We start from the raw sequence: 16,372 nt of genomic DNA on the forward strand, positions 1-16,372 counted from the left end.
CTTTCGCCGCCTCGCAGCTACACAGAGGCCATTCGATGATCGCGCAGGATCGCTTCGCAGATTTGAACCATAACTGCGGGTGCGGGGCGCGCTATATCGTCGTTTGCAAGAAAATTCCGCTGCCGAACGACGAGCAGCTATCTTGTGTCCATTGCGGACGCGAGCTGAAAGGCCGCTGGAGCTCGCGTTACTTCGACTACGAGCCGCATGATGATGCCGCGTGACGTTGCAGGGCTGATCCGGGTCTCTCTCTTATGGACCGCTGGACTACTTCTGCTGTTCGTCATCACGGGGCTGACTATTCGCGCCTACCTTCAGCATCTCGCGGCCGATGAGCTTGCCATCCGTTCCCCCAATGGGGTGCAGCAGGGGCTATACGTCACCATCGGAGGGATCGAACAATGGGTGCAGATCCGGGGTGAGGATCGAAACAACCCGGTGCTGCTGTTCGTTCACGGCGGTCCCGGCAGCTCCACCTTGCCGATGTCATCGGGCTGGCGCTCCTGGGAAAGGCATTTCACCATCGTGCAATGGGACCAACGCGGCACCGGCCGAACCTGGGGCAAGTCCGGAGACGCGATCGCACCGACGATGACTTTGGACCGGATGACACAGGACGGGATCGAGCTGGCGGAGCAGCTGCGAACCCGTTTGAATAAGCACAAGATCGGCCTGATCGGGCATTCCTGGGGTTCATTCCTGGCAGTTCATATCGTCAAGCAACGCCCTGATTTGTTCTATGCCTATATTGGCACGGGCCAGGTTGTTGGAAGGGCGACCTTCGAGAGAGCATTCGAACTCACCATCGCTCGCCTGCAAGCGCTGGCGAGGTCCGCAAACAACGTGGATGCTTTGGCGGAGCTGGCACCGATCGCTTCCCAACCCACCGTCAACGAACAAAATCATTCTGTCACGGAAAAATGGAGCAAGGCCCTGGCTCTGCCGCCGGTCGACAGCTTTGATCTGGCCGGCGCGGTGTCACCGCCTTTCATGCCCGATTATTCCTTGCTTGACTGGTACTACTGGAACAGGGGGATCGCGCTCTCCGACAGGCTTCTGCGTGGAGTGCGTAGTCCGATGTTTCAACGAGACCTAGCTTCACTTGGATTTGAATTCTCGATGCGCGTTCTCTTCATCGAGGGCGATCAGGATTACGTGACGCCGTATGAACCTGCCGAACGGTACTTCGAGCAGATCGAAGCACCTCACAAGGAATTCGTCCTCATCCACGGCGGTGATCATTTTATTCCCTTTGACCGGCCCGATCAGTTTCTGACGGAACTGTTGGCGCGGGTAAGACCGTTCGCCGATCCCACGCCGCCGTGATGCCGCCAGCGGGGCCGCGCGGACCTTCAGCTCGAAAGCCGCGGCAACAACCGCAGTGCATTGCCGCGCTCGATATCGAGCAGCTGCGAATCGGTGAATACTTCCGCGCTGCGCAATCCGTTGACGTGGTCGATGCTGGTCCGGTACGGAAAATCACTGCCGAACAGTATCTGCGACACTGGAATAATCGCCGAAAGCGCGGCCATCGCAGCCTTGTTCGAGGTCTGCGCGGTGTCGTAGTAGAAGCGCTTCAGCTCGGCCAAGGCGCCGTCCGGCACCGCCGCCCTGGCATCGGGAACGATCAGGGAGTTGCGGGCGAAGCGCTCGATCAGAAACGGCATGGTGCCGCCGGCATGCGAGAATATCCAGCGGATGTCGTGAAACTTCCGCGCATTTCCGCTGAACACGATGTCGGCGATCGTTCGCGTGGTATCGGTGCCGAACTCGATCACGGCCGGCCGCAGGGTCTTGATCAGGTTGACGCAGCAATTTGCCGCCGTGGGGTGGGTATAGACCACGGATTTGCGCCGATGGAATTCCTGCATGACCGGCTGGAACAGGGGATCACCGAGCCACTTGTCGCCATAGCTCGTCATGAGGCCGATGCCGTCAAGCTTGAGCGTATCGAGGGCGTAGGCGATCTCGTTCAGGCTTCCGTCGATGTCGACCAGCGGAATCGCCGCGAAAGCACCAAACCGCCCGGGATGCTCTGCGACAAGTTTTGCCGCATATTCGTTACATTCACGCGCCAGCCGACGTGCCTGCTCCCCCGACACGACGCTGAGCGACGGCGCGGTAATCGAAAGCATTGCAACGGCAACGCCGGCTTGGTCCATGTCCGCGAGCGATTTCTCCACCGTCCAGCCGTTCATCAGCGGCTCGCCGAAATGTCGGGCATTCGCTGCCGCGACGTAGCTTGGCGGCGACAAATGATGGTGGATATCGATCCGATATGGTTTTGCGGCCTGCAGGGTCTGGGCAGTCGCCCCTCGCACCCGCTGCAGGCCAGCCGCCGCAATCGCTGCGGCTCCGGCAAGGAAGCCGCGGCGATCGAACCTCCCTCCGGTCAGCGCAAGCGTGTCGCGATCACAGCAAGTGCAGGCAGGAACCGACCAGCAGTGTCGTTTGCTCATGTCATGCTCCGTTTCGGGATAGCCTGACGAATAAGACGACGCCTCAGACCGCTCCACGGCTATTGCTGCGGCCGGCGTCTTGATACGGCGACGGCCGGGGCTACCCATCCACACCGGCAATCACGTCCCCATCCGCTCTTCGACGTTTCTCCTCGCTGAAACCAGCGCCGGGCTTGCAGTGTCATGGCGCGCAAAGGCCCGTTCGAGATTCTTTGCCAGAAAAGGGTCGGACAAAACCGTATCATCGGTGGCGATACAGCGGACCCGATCGAAATCGGATTCCGACAACCCGCGCACCAGAATCTCGACGAGTTCGGCGATGGCCATCGCGCTCCAGCTCTGCCTGCCGCGGGCCTCATCCGTCACACCCGGCACCAGCTCTTCCGAGTCTGCGTGATGTCCCGTCTTGCGCAAGGCCGCCAGCTGCCGCCGCAAGACCGATGGCGGAATGGATTCACCCGCCCGGATCCGGCCGAGAACGTCGGATACGAACTCCTTGGGGGTGCTCGAGGCCGATAGCAAATAGAGGGTGGATGGCGCCAGCTGAGCCACTATTGAGTCTTTGCTGGATGCCCAGCTCGCCACCCGCATGTAGGCTTGTGCGGTGCGCGCGGGGATGCCCGCCTCGCTTTCAACCCAGCGCACAAACTCTCCGTGGGAAAGATGACGCTTTGCCTCGAGCAGCGCCTTGCCAATTTGAATGATTGACGTAACGCAATGCCGCTTGATCCGATCCGCTTGGCCTTTCAGGAATTTGGCAACGGACGAGGTGACGCAATCGTAGTCAAACTGCGCGCTGTCAAGCTCCTTGGACCGATCAGAAGCCACCAGACGACTTTTCACTTCACTGCGCATTTCCATTCATACGACCCCTGTCCAGTCGCGCGCTTGTCTGAGGATATCCACTCTACCGAACATAGCAATGGTAATATTGAACAGCCATTGGGTGACTTGAATTTTACCTCCATGCGATGATTAGAATTGGCGCAAAGAGCCAATTTTGGAACCGCCGCTGAAGCCGCACGACGATGTCGCGAGACTTTGAGCGAGCATCAACGAGAAGAACCGCGCTCTTGGCCCTAACGCGTTGCTAACTGCTCGTTAACTGGCGAACGTCGCTCACGCCGTTTCATGTCTCCGGCGGCCGCGTAGGCCTTCCTGTTCCTCGTCCTGCAAAATTGGTTGAAGCTTTTTCTGCATACCCGTCACAACTTTCGAATGCGATCATCCGTACAGCGCGGCAACGATTGGCATGCGGGCGGCGCGCATTGCCGGAAACAGGCCACCAAGAAGGCCCACGGTGAGCGCGAGCAATAGTCCTTGGCCAATGACCCGCAGGCTGAGTTCAAAATGGAACACCACCTGCCCGAAGTTGCCCCCCACCGTCGACGCTGTAAAACCGTCGAACATCAGATAGGTGGCGGCAGCGCCGAGCACACCGCCGAACGACGCGAGGATCAGCGACTCGACCAAGGTCCCGACAAACGTCGAAAAACCTCCGAAACCAATGGCGCGGAGGGTCGCGATCTCGCTCGCCCGCGCTGCGACCGAAGAGTACATGGTGTTGAGTGCACCGGCCAGTGAGCCGAAGGCCATCGCGATCGCCAGCGGCCAGCCAAGCTTCTGGATCAGATCCGCGGTAGAGGAAGCTTGCTGGGCGAAGTAGTCGGCCTCGGACATCACGTCGAGCTTGAGGCGCGGATCGCTGTCGCTGTAGCTCCGCAGTGCGTCGATCGACGCCGGCATGGTCAGCCGTGCGCGCACCACCTGGAACGCGCCCGTACGCTTGAACAAGCTTTGAAGCACCGGCAGATCCGCCCAAATCTCCGACTCGAACACGCCGGCCTCGGCCGAAAAGATCCCGACCACCGTCCATCGAGTGTTGTTGAAGGTGACCGTCTGACCGAGATCGAAGCCCTCGAATTCACCGCCCAACGCCTTTCCGACAATGATCTCGTTGCTGCCCGGATTGAACATTCGACCAGCAGTGATGACGATCCCTCGGCGCAACGCAGGCCCTTGCGGACCAAGGCCGCGCAGGGGCAGGTTGGCCTTGGTTCGGGTGCTGCGCTTGATGCCATCGACGGTGACATAGAGCTCGGCCGAGGTCTGCGGCTTGCCGTCTGCTCGCTTGGCGATCCCTGGCCCGTCCTCGATCAGTCGAACCTGGTCGAGCGATACCACGCTATTGAGTTCGGCCCGCGAGCCGCCACGCAAGACCACCGCAATATCTTCAGCCCCGCTACCCGCTATCGTGCGCTGGAAGCCGTTGGCCATTGCCAGGAACGTCAGCAGCACCATCACCACGAGGCCGACGGCGACGACCGTGGCCAGCGAGAGCCACAATCGTTTCGGCAGGCTCCGGAGGTTGATGGCGGTCACCGCCAGCATCTGCAAAAGGACCGAGCGCATGGTATCAGTTCCGTCCCAACGCAGTGACGATCCTGAGCCGCATTGCGCCAAGCGCCGGTAGTAGTCCCGTTATAATGCCCAGAAGAAGCATCAGACCGATCGCCCCCACTGCGATATCGGGATACAGCGTCAGCGTGGGAACGAAGTTCATCAGGCTGCCACGTACTTGTGTGATCAACAGCATTGCAACGCCGAGGCCCGGCAAGCCGCCGATCAAGGCCAGCAGGATCGATTCACCGAGCACCATGCGCAGGATCCGGCCGCCGGGAAATCCAAGGGTTTTGAGCACACCGATTTCACGCGTGCGCTCGCGCACACTCATCACCATAGTATTGCCGACGATCATCAGGATCGTCACAAAGGCCGCCCCGACCACCAGTTCGACGATCAGCGCGACGTTCCCCAGCTGCGCCGCAAAGGACTTCTGAAACGCCTTCTCGCTATCCGTGGTGGTCTCATAGGGCGAGTTGGCGAACATCCCGTCGATCGCGTTTCCAACTCTCTCGTTCATGGCCGCGGAGGTGGTGCGCAGCATCAGCCAGTTGATCAAATCCTTGCCGAACGAACGCGTCTCGTTGAAATAGTCATAGCCCACAAGCATGATGTTGGTGTCTGCTTGAGGAATGCGGGACGTGAAGCTGCCGACGATGGTGAAGTCCCAGGCGCGCGCGCCGCTCTTCTGCGCGTAGATGCTGCTCGATATCGGAATACGATCGCCGACCTTCCAGCCCCATTTTTCCATCATGCGCGCGCCGACAAGCGCGCCGGTGCGTTCGCGGGCGAAAGCCGTGCGCGCATCCTGGGAAAACACGAAGTCGCTGTCGCGAAGTCTCATCCAGTCCTCCGGGTATACCGCAAAGGCGGAGATGAAGTTCTTCGGCTCCCGGTAATAGCCTCCCAACCAGCTGATCGGGGACAGCTGGGCGACACCGTCGACCGCGCCGACCCGGCTATAATAGGAGATCGGCAGCGGCTGGCTCATATTGATCTTGTTCAGGACGACCAGTCGATCCGGCGTGGCCCGCTCCTGACCGGCGTTGAAGGCACGCTCGAAGCTCGCGAGCACGCCGTAGATCGCAAACGCGATCAAGATCGAGACTATCATCAGGATCGCCCGCAATCGCCGGCGGAACAGATTCTTCCGAATCATGAGGAGATCGTTCACGCCGCGAGCTCCTTCTCGATGAAGTGTCCCTTGTCGAGGTGCAGCGCTCGTCTGGCATATTGCGCCGCCGCCGGGTCGTGGGTCACCATCACGATGGTCTTGCCGAAGTCCCGGTTGAGCAACTGCAAAATAGACAGGATCTCGTCGGCCGTACGGCGATCGAGATCGCCCGTAGGCTCGTCGCACAGGAGAAGCTCGGGATCAGATACGATGGCGCGGGCGATGGCGACCCGCTGCTGCTGCCCGCCCGACATTTCCTTCGGGTAATGCTTGAGCCGGTCGGAGAGCCCGACCACCGCCAGAGCAGCCTCGACGCGCTCGCGTCGCGCCTTGCCGCCGAGCCGGGTGAGCAATAGCGGCAGTTCGACATTCTGCGCTGCCGTCAGCATCTGCATCAGGTTGTAGAACTGGAAGATGAAGCCGACATGGGACGCCCGCCAGTGCGCAAGTTGTCCCTCCGACAGCCGATCGATGCGGATACCGGCGATCTCGATGATACCGGCGTCGCAGCGATCGATACCACCGAGCAGATTCAGCAGGGTCGTCTTGCCGGAGCCCGACGGTCCCATCACGGCGACGAAATCCGCCTTTGGAATGGCCAGGTTGAGGCCATCGAAGATCGTGATCGTCTCCTTGCCTTTGGTGAACGTCTTGCGCAGATCGACGATGCCAATCATTGGATCACTTGCTGACGACATTGTTCTTGCTCTCGCCGGCTGAGGGAGCGTCCGGTCGTCCCGGACTGTCTCCCAGGAATGTCACTTTGATCGCCATGTCGGGCAGAATCCGCGGATCCTTGACATCCAGGCCCACACGAACCTTGACAGTGGCCTTCTCACGATTTGCGGTTGGCACGATGGCGATGACCGCACCCGGCACCGTCCAGTCCGGATAGGCATCGAGCGCCGCGGCGACCCGCGTACCTGCATGCAGGCGGCCGATCGAGGCTTCGTTGACATCGACCTCAACTTCGATCGACTCCATGTCAACGATCGTGCAAATTCCGGTACGCGTGAAGCCGCCACCGGCCGACAGGGGCGAAATCATCTCGCCGGGTTGCGCACTGCGGTCGACCACAATGCCGGGAAACGGGGCACGGATCTGATACTTACTCAGCACCGCCTCGAACCGCTGGGCTTCCACCCGTGCCGCCGACCGCTGCGCCTCCGCTTGGCGGAGCTGGGCTCGCAGCACGCCTACCCTCGCCTGCGATTTGGTCAGATCGGCCTCGGTGGCGAAATTCTTCTGCGACAGCGTCTGGGTTCGATCGAGTATGCGCTCCGCGTCGCGCAGGTCGGCGGCAATCGCGGCAACAGCCGCGTCCGAGGCTTCGGCGCGCGCCTCGGCCAGCACGTAATCCTTGTCGGCCAGGATATCGTCGAGTTTGGCAAGAACCTGACCGGCCTGCACCACCATACCCTCGTCAACCAAAAGTTCGACAACCTTCCCGGTGATCTCGGCTGCGATGGTCGCCTTGCGGCGGGCGACGACGAAGCCCGATGCCACGAGACTGCTCCCATTGCGCTGTTCTGATACAGCCGTTGCCCGCTGCACCGGTTCTGGTTGCTGCGGGTGGGCCGCAGCGGCCTCGACCGTTGGCACCTTTGCCGAAGGCGGCGCGAACCATAGCCACACCCCAGCGGCCGCCCCGAGCACGGCCACGGTGCCGACTGCTCCCAAGGTCAATAACCCAGCTCTGCTGTCTTGTCGCGCTACCGACGATGTCGCTGGCTGGGGCCGATCGATCGCGAGCGAGCGCAACAACCTCGCCTTGTCATCCATGGAACCGGCCTCCCGGCTTGAATAACACCCTCTGGTTGTTTACTGTATAACAATGTACTTGCCCGAAATCGAATGACAGTTTCTTCATTCTGACCCGCTGGAGTGCATAACGGGAGTTCCGGGACGACCGCGACAGTCGTCATGGCCCGGGGGCCAGATCACCGTGGGCAGGGCGGCTGTCGACGCGGCCTCACGCGCCGTTCCGCCGTCACGACTTTTGATTACTGCGCACAGACGGCCTCTGCGTTCTCTGCCGCGAAATGGCGTCCGCTCAGGTCGCCCCCCTTTGCCAGTGTTGAGAAGGCATTGCGGATCTTCCACGCCAGTTCTGGATCATTCATGACGGACTTATCCGTCATGATGTCCTGCACTCGCGCGAACTCCTGTTCGGACAGCGCATGCGCCAATATGGCGACAACTTCCTGCAGCGCGGCCGCAGTCGCGACATGGGTCCCGACGGCAATCGCTGAAGTGTCCTTGCCTCGAGCTTCGCGGAACGACGGCCGTGCCCGAAGATCTTCACATTTCATCTCCCGCATGTCGCGCAATTCGGCATGAATGGCCCGTACTGAAATTCGCTCGCCCGACTCGACGCGCTTTACGACATCCGCGGCGAACTCCTCCGGCGTTCCCGATGCCGCGAGCACATACAGAAGCGATACTGGCAACTTCGAGATTTTTGCGCTTTTTGCCGGCGCCCATTTGGCTACACGCATGTAGGCCTGTGCCGTGCGCGCCGGAATGCCGACCTCACCCTCCACCCAATCGACGAATGCACCGTGGGACAGGTAGCGCTTCGCCTCGATAAGGTCTTTCCCGATGCCGATGACGGACGACGATGCCTGTCGACGGATGCGCTCCGCGCGTCCCATCAGGAAGGTCGCCACCGAAGACGACATGTCACTATAATCGAACCTCGGACACTGGCTCCCGGACGCCGTGACCTCCGTTGCTCGTACAACAGAATTGCCGACAGGCACGACCACGTCTCCTTCAACTCGTGGCTTCTTGCAGCGAACTGTCCCACAAAACGAAAGTATCGACTAGACAATTTTAAGGCGAGTTCGGCGATTTGTCGCGACGACGGTCCGGTGACATCACAGCGAATCATTCAATTCACAAGGCCTCGATCGTTCCTTACGACCGTCGCAAATACTTCTTAAAGTTGTATTGCTATTGGTATTGTGAATGCCTGCCGCAGACATGGTCGGCCAAGACTCCCAAGCGGAGCTGCTCGCCGGTTCCGCCCGCCGTGTTCGACGACGGGCTTCATCCTGCGCAAGGACTTCCGGCGACGCGACCGCGGGGCAGTGCGGACCCCGCGCTTCATGCGAGCACGCCGGAAATACGAAGAGCGCGTCGAGCGACTAGCCTCGTCCGACAAACGGCATCTGGTTCGGAATGACGGTCATAAAAAGCACGCTTGTATCCAGCGGCAGGCTGGCCATGTACGCCACGGCCCGGCCGATGTCGTCGACGTCCATGCGCGATTCCGTCCGTATGGCGCCGTCCGGCTGCAACACGCCGGATGCCATCGCTGCGGCAAGTGGCGTTCCGGCATTCCCAATATCGATCTGGCCGCAGCTGATGTTGTAACCGCGGCAGTCGAGCGCAATTTGCTTGGTTAATCCCGTGACCGCGTGTTTGGACGCGGTATAGGCGACGGCGCGCGGACGCGGCGTATGAGCGGAAACCGAGCCATTGTTGACGATCCGCCCACCGGCCGGTTTCTGCGACTTCATCATTCTGACGGCTTGCTGGGTGCACAGAAACATGCCGGAAAGATTGGTCGCAATCACTCGTTGCCATATCTCGAACGGCAGGTCCTCGAGCAGGATCGGCGGCGTTACAATTCCCGCATTGTTGAAGAGCAGGTCCAGCCGGCCATAATTATCCCTGATCCGATCAAACAGTCCCTTGACCGAATTCGGTTCCGTGACGTCGGTTGGAACGACCAAACTTTGCCCGCCAAGCGCAGCTCCGGCGGCGGCAGTTTCGCCGAGCTTGTCCGCACGCCGCCCCGCGAGCACGACGACATAGCCTTCGCGTATCAAGGCAATGCTAACAGCCCTCCCGACGCCGGTTCCCGCGCCGGTCACAAGTGCGATCTTGCCTGCCCCGTTCATCGAGCTAATCCCTTGCTCTCAACGCGATGGCTCTCCATGCCTGACGCCGGGACCGGAGGTGTGAATCGCGCCACGGCTATTCGGGCGGAGGTTCCCTTGCAGGCTACCGACTCCAAAAGCGCGACAGCCGCGCATTTGCCTTCGTTCTCTTTGCAATCGCCTTTCGCGGACGAGCGCGCTCGGCTCCGACGTTTCATTTGCGGGCGCTGACAATCATTCGGATTGAGACCCGGCTGCGGACTCATGAAGACCATCTCGTCCGAAGGGCGATCGTTCAGATCCCTGCCGCTCGAAAGTCGAAAATGCATCGATGATCTTTTGTGGCAGGTCCGGGTCCTCGATTGTAATGCGATCGGTCAGGATATCCTGAACACGCACAAAATCATGACTGGGAAGCCTGTGGGCGAAGATCGTCACAACCTCAAGCAGGGCTGCGCTGTTCATTTCGACGTCGAAGTCACTCGTCACCACCTCGCCATGGTGCCGTTCGCAGCTCCCGTTTTGGTCGGAGCGCTGAAACCGTCGGCGCCGGCTGTCGCGAGACGCTCCCTCGGACGTTTCGCGCAGATTTCGCAATTCATCACGGACAGCCTGAGTCGTGATGCATTCACCGGCAGCCAGACGCGTCAGTACATCCGCAACGAATTCGTCCGGCGTCGTCGACGCCGATAGCATATACAGGAGCGAAATCGGCAGATGTCCGATCTTTGAATTCTTCGGCGGAGCCCACTTCGCTAGGCGCATATACGCTTGCGCTGTGCGTGCCGGAATTCCAATTTCGCTTTCCACCCACGCGATGAAGGCACCGTGAGACACATATTGCTTGGCCGAAGCAAGGTCTCTGCCGATGTTGATGACGGATAACGTCGCCTGACGACGAATTCGTTCCGCTTGTCCTCTGAGAAACGCGGCTACTGGCGCAGACAAGTCACGATAGTCGAATATCCGGTGTTGCGGATACTTTTCAACGGCACCGGCCATATCGTCGTTACCAAGCATGAACCTGTCTCCCTGTCGCGAGCCGAGCTATGCAATGGGGCGAGCTACCCCGAGATCGTATTTGGACTGATCGAGAAAAGCCGGTCACGAAGCAGCAGCCAGCGTTCCCTCGATTGGCATGTTCTCGCCGTTCAACAAGCACGCTTGATGAACGGCAATCGATGCTGTGCTCGTGCATAGGCAGACAAAAAGTCGGCAAAAGAAAGACGTGCATACCATCGCCAACGCTACTTGAGATCGTGTTCCGGAATCACGAGATATCGCAGAGGAAGCTGACGGCTGGCTGACATCGGTCCGGACTGGCACTACTTTTCCTTCGTCAGAATGAAGGCACTGGTCAGCACGTGCCGCTCGCTGACGCAGAAGCGTCCGCCCAGTTCGGATGGCTCATCCCTTCCCGCTCGTGGCGCGTCCGGGTGGATCATGGCGCGAAAGTCACCCCGGGCCGAACCGAACTCGATCCGTGCATGTCGGAAGCCCAACATGGTCCCAACAAGAGGATACCACACCTTGAACACGCTCTCCTTGGCGCTGAACAGGAGCAGTTCCCAGGGCAGCAACGGTGTCGCGGCGCCTATCCACGCACGCTCTTCCGGTAACGAAATCCGCTCGAAGACGCCGGCGCCCAGTTCCCGCCGGGATTCCGCGTCGATGCCGATGCCATGTACATCCACCCGACGCGCAACCACCGCCGCAACGTATCCCTGACAATGGGTGATACTGCCGCAGATGTCCGGCGGCCATAGCGGCTCCATCGCGGCACCGAACAGAATTGGCGCCGGCCCGATACCCAACGCACTTAGCGCCGAACGTGCGCATTCGCGGCCGCTCGTAAATTCGCGTCGACGCTTGTCGGCTACGTTGCCCAGAGCCGCATACTCTTCGGGCAGCAGCGTGCCCGCCGTAGAATCGAAGACTTCCATCACTTCTGCGGAAGAAGGGACCAGGGACGCCAATCCAAACATTCGACCTCACCTGCGTCTCATGTGAAACGTCGTAAGCGTATCGGCCAGCAACAACGGAGCTTCTCAATATAAACAGAATCTGATGCGTGAGGAGGTCGGCGTCGGACGTCCTCACGGTGAGACTTGCGAAACGGTCGTGCCGTTCGATGCGTTGCGAGTTCTTCGAGACGTCCTGAATTCGATCGCGGCGATGTCGCGCCAATTGATCCCACAGGATTGTCGCGCGGCGCCGCGGCGGTGGATTCAGAGGCCACGAAAACCGGCTGGCGGTGACGTGCTACTTCAACACCGCCGGCCGCATCAGCATTCTGGATCTGCTGGGCTTGCCACGCCCAATTCCGCGCGGCGGCCGCGCCGTGCTCAATTGGTTCCGCCAGACCATCGATGAAACCATCAGCGCACGGCGCAAGCTGATTGCATCCGGCGTCACGCCGCCGCGCGACGTGCTTATGCTGCTTCTCGAGATGCGGGACCCCGAGACGGGGCAAGGCATGCCGGAGGACGTCCTGCGCTCCAACGCCGTAACTTTCATCGATGCCGGTCACGAGAACACGGCTAATTCGCTCACCTGGGCGCTGTATCTGCTTTCGCAATCGCATCACTGGCGCGACCGTGTCGAGGCGGAGGTCGATGCCAAACTCAATGCCGGGCCGATGGAAACGCTCGTTGACCGCCTGCCGGTGACCAAGGCCGTTATCCGCCCTCGGCGGTCCTCACGGACGAAATCGCCCGCACGCGCATCGAGCCCGGCATGATGTGACGGTTGCGCCCTTCGTTCTGCATCGCCATCGCAATTATGGGACTGGCCGGACGAATTCGGCCCCACCCGCTTCTTACCGGGCAACCGCGAGCGGATCGACCGTTTCGCCTACATTCCGTTCGGCTTCGGACCACGCGTTTGCATCGGCATGAGCTTCGCGTTGCACGAGACGATCGTCGCCTTGGCGCATCTGACGTACGCCTTCCGCTTCGAGCTCAAGCACGGCCACGTCGTACGGCCAGTGCACGAATCACGCTGCGGTCCCAAGGCGGCATGCCGATGATCCTGCAGCCAAGGCGACCGACGAATGAGGTGTAGGCAGACCATGAAATTCACCGCATTCGATCTCACCGACAAGGCGACGCCGTCACCGGTTTGAACCGCGGCACCGGTGCAACGGCTGGCAATATCCGCTAAAGTGTGGCCTCGAATTTCACGACCGGCGAGACCGTGGCCGGCGACGGCGGCGTCATCGCAGCCTTCATTGACGGGTATCATCGGCAGCGACAGCCGGAACGCTGCTCGACAGAGCCGAGTGATCGCGAGGCTCGGCGACGATATGCCTCTTGAGGTGCTCAATCTCGGCCATTGCTTCGGCTAGCCGAGCCTCCTTCAAGACGAGCAGCCGGCGCAATGTAACGACTTCTTCATTTTCGACGGGGCTTGCCATACTGCCTGCTCACTAGCGAGATCAATCGGTCAAACTTCCTTCGTCCCCGACGATGCTTCGGCTTCCGGAGCCACGCGCACTATTGCCGGCGACACGCGAACAGAACACTTCTCTGGCCGTGATGATACTACCCGATAAGTCCTTCTCCTATAGACGCTCATCTAAGAGACAGGTCAGGGCAGGATCGCGCCGGTCCGTGGCCCCGCGGGTAGCGTGAAGGAGGCCGCGCGCTGCGCCGGCTCCCAAACGATTCATCGACTGGAGCCGCCCGCCAACGTGTCAGCGGTAACGGGGCGGCGGAATGAAGCCACCGAACTCGCGCTCCATCAAGCAGGCCATTCGGATCGTGGTGCGGTCTCCAAACATAGGGCCAATAATTTGGATGCCGATCGGTTGACCACCGTCATCGAAGCCGATCGGCGCCGCCGTCGCCGGCAGACCGGGCGCAGTGCTCGGCCAGGCAACCTGGTCAAAGTAAGGATGCGGCTTTTGATCGATCATGATCGTTCGCTGTTCCGCCGGCTCCTCGTTATGACGAAATGCCGGCGTCGACATGGCTGGACACAAGACGACATCCCACTGCTCGAAGATCGAGCGCCACTGCGCGCTCAGGTCCAAGCGTGCTTGATTGAGTGCCTGCAACCCGCATAGCTCGGCCGTCGAGCTGGCTGAAAGTCTATCAATCGCCGCCGCCAGTTGATGGAACACCCTGCCGCGATCCGGCGCACGCGCGAGAACACTGTTCAGCAAGGGATGCTGATGGGTGGACCTGACCAGTTGGAGAAAGACCGCCGTACAGAGCGAGAGGTCGAGGCTCTTCGGGCCGGCATACGAAACGCGTGCACCGACGGCTTCGAGCCGCTCGACGAGCTGGTCCAGCGCGACGCTTATCGCCCGCGCGGTCGGTTGAAGGGGATGCTGGCTTATGACCAGGACCCTGGCATTTCCCAAGTTCTGTAGCTGCGGCGCCTCGAGGCGTTCCGCGGCATTTTCGTTTAGCAGCAATTCGAACGCCAGTTCCAGATCGACCGCGAATCGGGCCATCGGACCAATCGCAGCCAGGTCAAAAGGATCGAACGGCAAGCCCCCCTCCACGGTGGGCGGCGCATGGCCGCGCATCGATATCAACCCGACGCTCGGCCGATGGGAGACGATTCCACAGAAATGCGCCGGCGCTCGCAGCGATCCCGCGAAATCGGATCCAAGCTCCAGCGGCACCAGTCCAGCCGCCAGAGCCGCAGCGCCGCCGCCGGATGAGCCACCTGGCGTACAATCCAAATTCCAGGGGTTCGCCGTGCGGCCGTAGATCTGGTTCGTGGTCTGCCAATCAGCGAGCGCATAGGGAACGTTGGTCTTTCCGAGCACGACTGCGCCGGCGGCCTTCAGTCGCGTGACCGCCTCGGCATCGTATCGCGGCCGCCAGTCACGATAGTCAGGCATCCCCCAAGTCGTAAGCAGCCCCGTCACATTGAATGATTCCTTCACCGTGATCGGTATGCCAAGGAGCGGACGCCGATCATCTGCGGCCAAGGCGCGATCGGCTTCGCGAGACGCTGCGCGAGCTAGCTCGAAGTCGCGTACGACGACGGCATTGAGCTCCGGATCCAGCCGCTCGATCCGGGCGACAGCCGCCTCAAACAGCTCAACCGCCGAGACGGATCGCTCGCGGAGGGCAACGTTCAAGTCCGAGCAGCAAGAGAACGCCGCATTATCCATATCGTGGTCTCCGCGTCCTTCCGTGGCCGCGACAAGTTGCGCGCCGGTGAACCGTCAGCACGAATAAAGCGGGGCGAGATCGAGCACCTCGTCCGCCGGCGGCAGCTCACGTTCGTCCAGCCGCACGATGCTGCTCCAGCCAAGACTGTTGCTGATGAGACCTGCATCGGCACGCTCAATACTTGCAGCAACAATCATTTCCTCGCGCGCGCCAAGGAAGGAAATCAATCGGCTTCGCGCGATGCCGGCAAGCGCACCGTCGGTCAGCGGAGGGGTCAACCAGTTGCCGCCGAAGCGTAGAAAGATGTTTCCAACGGTCGCACATGCGAGATTGCCGCGTGTATTGAGCAGCAACGCATCACCCGCCCCGCGCTCCAGTGCCTCCCGGCGCGCGATGATGTTATCGCTATAGGCGAGCGATTTGATCCGAGACAGCGGCGACAGTTCGTTGCGTCTGGTGCTGCGCGCAATGACTACTGTCTGCAACGACCTTGCGAGTGGAGATGGTGCCACCGAAACGAGGAGCGTCGGCCGTGCATCTCCCGGTGGCCAGAGGCCGCGCCGTTTGGCCGGGCCCCGGCTTAACGTGACCCTTATGGCGGCCTCTTGATGACCTTCCGCTAACAACAGGCTCGACATCGCGTCCTCAATGATCTTGTCTTCGTACGGAAGATCAATGCCAAGACAAGCCGCGCCGGCCTTCAACCGAAGCAAATGGTCCGGCCACCATAGCGGCAACGTCCCAACAGCCCGAATGGTCTCGAACACCCCGTCTGCGAGCGTGAACCCGCGATCAGATGGTGCGAGCCGTGCTGTTTCCTCCTTCACCAAGCAACCGTCCAACCAAACCGTTGTCATTTTCCTCGGCTCGCCCCTTTTGGTCCGACCTCCCGATCGGTCATCGGCACATTATGCGGCCATGCCCACCGCTAACGCGGTTCCGCTCGCGCCACCTGGAGTATCTCCGCGGAAGGTAACGCCAGGCCGTTTGCACCTTCAAGAGACCCGCCCATGCTCCCCAGTACCGACGGCAGGCTCATGGCGATGGCCGTATTACCCGTGACTTGCAACCGACCCATCACAAAAGCGAGATTGTCGTCGAGCTCTCCGCGCACGATCGCGACGTAGTCAGCGAGCGACACGCTGACCACACAGTCAGCCTCCCGGTTTTCGTTAGAGACCGAGAACGGCACCGTCGAATTATCAACGAAAATGACGCCATCGGCGCCGAAATCATACTTGACCGTTCCATCGAGGCCGGAGCGCGTCGCCACGCGCCTGCGCATCCCGTTGGTCAGTTGCTCCAAGGTTATTGTCA

General features: G+C 60.7%; 15 protein-coding genes and 1 pseudogene. 3 read left to right on the forward strand and 13 right to left on the reverse strand.

Going from position 1 to position 16,372, the window contains the following annotated elements; all coding sequences use genetic code 11:
* Positions 1–35 precede the first annotated feature (35 nt).
* Together IVA88_RS16030 and IVA88_RS16035 are read left to right on the forward strand one after the other, a co-directional pair.
* Entirely contained in the window at positions 36–224 is a 189-nt protein-coding gene (locus IVA88_RS16030) for a hypothetical protein (RefSeq protein ID WP_247498201.1), read from the forward strand.
* Positions 208–1,326, forward strand: a complete 1,119-nt coding sequence (locus IVA88_RS16035; protein ID WP_247498202.1) for an alpha/beta hydrolase — start codon at positions 208–210, stop codon at positions 1,324–1,326. Before IVA88_RS16030 ends, IVA88_RS16035 begins: the two co-directional genes overlap by 17 nt.
* Before the next feature lie 26 nt (positions 1,327–1,352).
* Here IVA88_RS16035 and IVA88_RS16040 read toward each other — a convergent pair whose 3' ends face one another.
* The 10 genes from IVA88_RS16040 to IVA88_RS16085 all read right to left on the reverse strand — a co-directional run bounded on the left by IVA88_RS16040 (position 1,353) and on the right by IVA88_RS16085 (position 11,866).
* The gene (locus IVA88_RS16040; RefSeq protein ID WP_247498203.1) at positions 1,353–2,459 is read right to left on the reverse strand and encodes an amidohydrolase family protein; all 1,107 of its coding nucleotides are present in this window, start codon (positions 2,457–2,459) and stop codon (positions 1,353–1,355) included.
* Between the two features lie 120 nt (positions 2,460–2,579).
* Complete coding sequence (locus IVA88_RS16045; RefSeq protein WP_247498204.1) at positions 2,580–3,320, reverse strand: DUF3102 domain-containing protein; 741 nt, start codon at positions 3,318–3,320, stop codon at positions 2,580–2,582.
* A gap of 363 nt (positions 3,321–3,683) precedes the next feature.
* Positions 3,684–4,871, reverse strand: coding sequence for an ABC transporter permease (locus IVA88_RS16050; RefSeq protein ID WP_247498205.1), 1,188 nt, complete (start codon positions 4,869–4,871; stop codon positions 3,684–3,686).
* 4 nt (positions 4,872–4,875) lie between these two features.
* Positions 4,876–6,021, reverse strand: coding sequence for an FtsX-like permease family protein (locus IVA88_RS16055; protein WP_346657602.1), 1,146 nt, complete (start codon positions 6,019–6,021; stop codon positions 4,876–4,878).
* A gap of 11 nt (positions 6,022–6,032) precedes the next feature.
* Positions 6,033–6,734: an ABC transporter ATP-binding protein gene (locus IVA88_RS16060; RefSeq protein ID WP_247498207.1), complete on the reverse strand. Its 702-nt coding sequence runs from the start codon at positions 6,732–6,734 to the stop codon at positions 6,033–6,035.
* Positions 6,718–7,818 carry an efflux RND transporter periplasmic adaptor subunit gene (locus IVA88_RS16065; RefSeq protein ID WP_247498208.1) on the reverse strand — a complete coding sequence of 367 codons (1,101 nt, stop codon included), beginning with the start codon at positions 7,816–7,818 and terminating at the stop codon, positions 6,718–6,720. Before IVA88_RS16065 ends, IVA88_RS16060 begins: the two co-directional genes overlap by 17 nt.
* A 221-nt stretch (positions 7,819–8,039) precedes the next feature.
* Positions 8,040–8,717: a DUF3102 domain-containing protein gene (locus IVA88_RS16070; RefSeq protein ID WP_247498209.1), complete on the reverse strand. Its 678-nt coding sequence runs from the start codon at positions 8,715–8,717 to the stop codon at positions 8,040–8,042.
* Between the two features lie 468 nt (positions 8,718–9,185).
* On the reverse strand, positions 9,186–9,944 hold the full coding sequence (locus tag IVA88_RS16075; RefSeq protein ID WP_247498210.1) for an SDR family oxidoreductase: 759 nt from the start codon (positions 9,942–9,944) through the stop codon (positions 9,186–9,188).
* Between the two features lie 213 nt (positions 9,945–10,157).
* Positions 10,158–10,943: a DUF3102 domain-containing protein gene (locus IVA88_RS16080; protein WP_247498211.1), complete on the reverse strand. Its 786-nt coding sequence runs from the start codon at positions 10,941–10,943 to the stop codon at positions 10,158–10,160.
* A 305-nt stretch (positions 10,944–11,248) separates the two neighbouring features.
* The gene (locus IVA88_RS16085; RefSeq protein WP_247498212.1) at positions 11,249–11,866 is read right to left on the reverse strand and encodes a 4'-phosphopantetheinyl transferase superfamily protein; all 618 of its coding nucleotides are present in this window, start codon (positions 11,864–11,866) and stop codon (positions 11,249–11,251) included.
* A 398-nt stretch (positions 11,867–12,264) separates the two neighbouring features.
* Between IVA88_RS16085 and IVA88_RS16090 the strand changes: the two are divergent.
* Positions 12,265–12,951, forward strand: a pseudogene (locus IVA88_RS16090) (cytochrome P450).
* Positions 12,952–13,617: 666 nt separating this feature from the next.
* Here IVA88_RS16090 and IVA88_RS16095 read toward each other — a convergent pair.
* From IVA88_RS16095 to IVA88_RS16105, 3 genes are all read right to left on the reverse strand, one after another.
* Complete coding sequence (locus IVA88_RS16095) at positions 13,618–15,054, reverse strand: amidase (protein WP_247498213.1); 1,437 nt, start codon at positions 15,052–15,054, stop codon at positions 13,618–13,620.
* A 54-nt stretch (positions 15,055–15,108) separates the two neighbouring features.
* Positions 15,109–15,882, reverse strand: coding sequence for an aminotransferase class IV (locus IVA88_RS16100; RefSeq protein ID WP_247498428.1), 774 nt, complete (start codon positions 15,880–15,882; stop codon positions 15,109–15,111).
* Between the two features lie 101 nt (positions 15,883–15,983).
* Entirely contained in the window at positions 15,984–16,361 is a 378-nt protein-coding gene (locus IVA88_RS16105) for an SCP2 sterol-binding domain-containing protein (protein WP_247498214.1), read from the reverse strand.
* Positions 16,362–16,372: the final 11 nt, after the last annotated feature.

It is taken from the genome of Bradyrhizobium sp. 149, assembly GCF_023073915.1.
In the GTDB taxonomy this organism is placed as follows: Bacteria; Pseudomonadota; Alphaproteobacteria; order Rhizobiales; family Xanthobacteraceae; genus Bradyrhizobium.

Bases quoted from the DNA above. Each gene is read 5' to 3' on its own strand.
- IVA88_RS16030 (WP_247498201.1), top strand. From the start codon at position 36: ATGATCGCGCAGGATCGCTTCGCAGATTTGAACCATAACTGCGGGTGC.
- IVA88_RS16035 (WP_247498202.1), top strand. From the start codon at position 208: ATGATGATGCCGCGTGACGTTGCAGGGCTGATCCGGGTCTCTCTCTTA.
- IVA88_RS16040 (WP_247498203.1), bottom strand. From the start codon at position 2,459: ATGAGCAAACGACACTGCTGGTCGGTTCCTGCCTGCACTTGCTGTGAT.
- IVA88_RS16045 (WP_247498204.1), bottom strand. From the start codon at position 3,320: ATGGAAATGCGCAGTGAAGTGAAAAGTCGTCTGGTGGCTTCTGATCGG.
- IVA88_RS16050 (WP_247498205.1), bottom strand. From the start codon at position 4,871: ATGCGCTCGGTCCTTTTGCAGATGCTGGCGGTGACCGCCATCAACCTC.
- IVA88_RS16055 (WP_346657602.1), bottom strand. From the start codon at position 6,021: ATGATTCGGAAGAATCTGTTCCGCCGGCGATTGCGGGCGATCCTGATG.
- IVA88_RS16060 (WP_247498207.1), bottom strand. From the start codon at position 6,734: ATGTCGTCAGCAAGTGATCCAATGATTGGCATCGTCGATCTGCGCAAG.
- IVA88_RS16065 (WP_247498208.1), bottom strand. From the start codon at position 7,818: ATGGATGACAAGGCGAGGTTGTTGCGCTCGCTCGCGATCGATCGGCCC.
- IVA88_RS16070 (WP_247498209.1), bottom strand. From the start codon at position 8,717: ATGTCGTCTTCGGTGGCGACCTTCCTGATGGGACGCGCGGAGCGCATC.
- IVA88_RS16075 (WP_247498210.1), bottom strand. From the start codon at position 9,944: ATGAACGGGGCAGGCAAGATCGCACTTGTGACCGGCGCGGGAACCGGC.
- IVA88_RS16080 (WP_247498211.1), bottom strand. From the start codon at position 10,943: ATGCTTGGTAACGACGATATGGCCGGTGCCGTTGAAAAGTATCCGCAA.
- IVA88_RS16085 (WP_247498212.1), bottom strand. From the start codon at position 11,866: ATGGAAGTCTTCGATTCTACGGCGGGCACGCTGCTGCCCGAAGAGTAT.
- IVA88_RS16095 (WP_247498213.1), bottom strand. From the start codon at position 15,054: ATGGATAATGCGGCGTTCTCTTGCTGCTCGGACTTGAACGTTGCCCTC.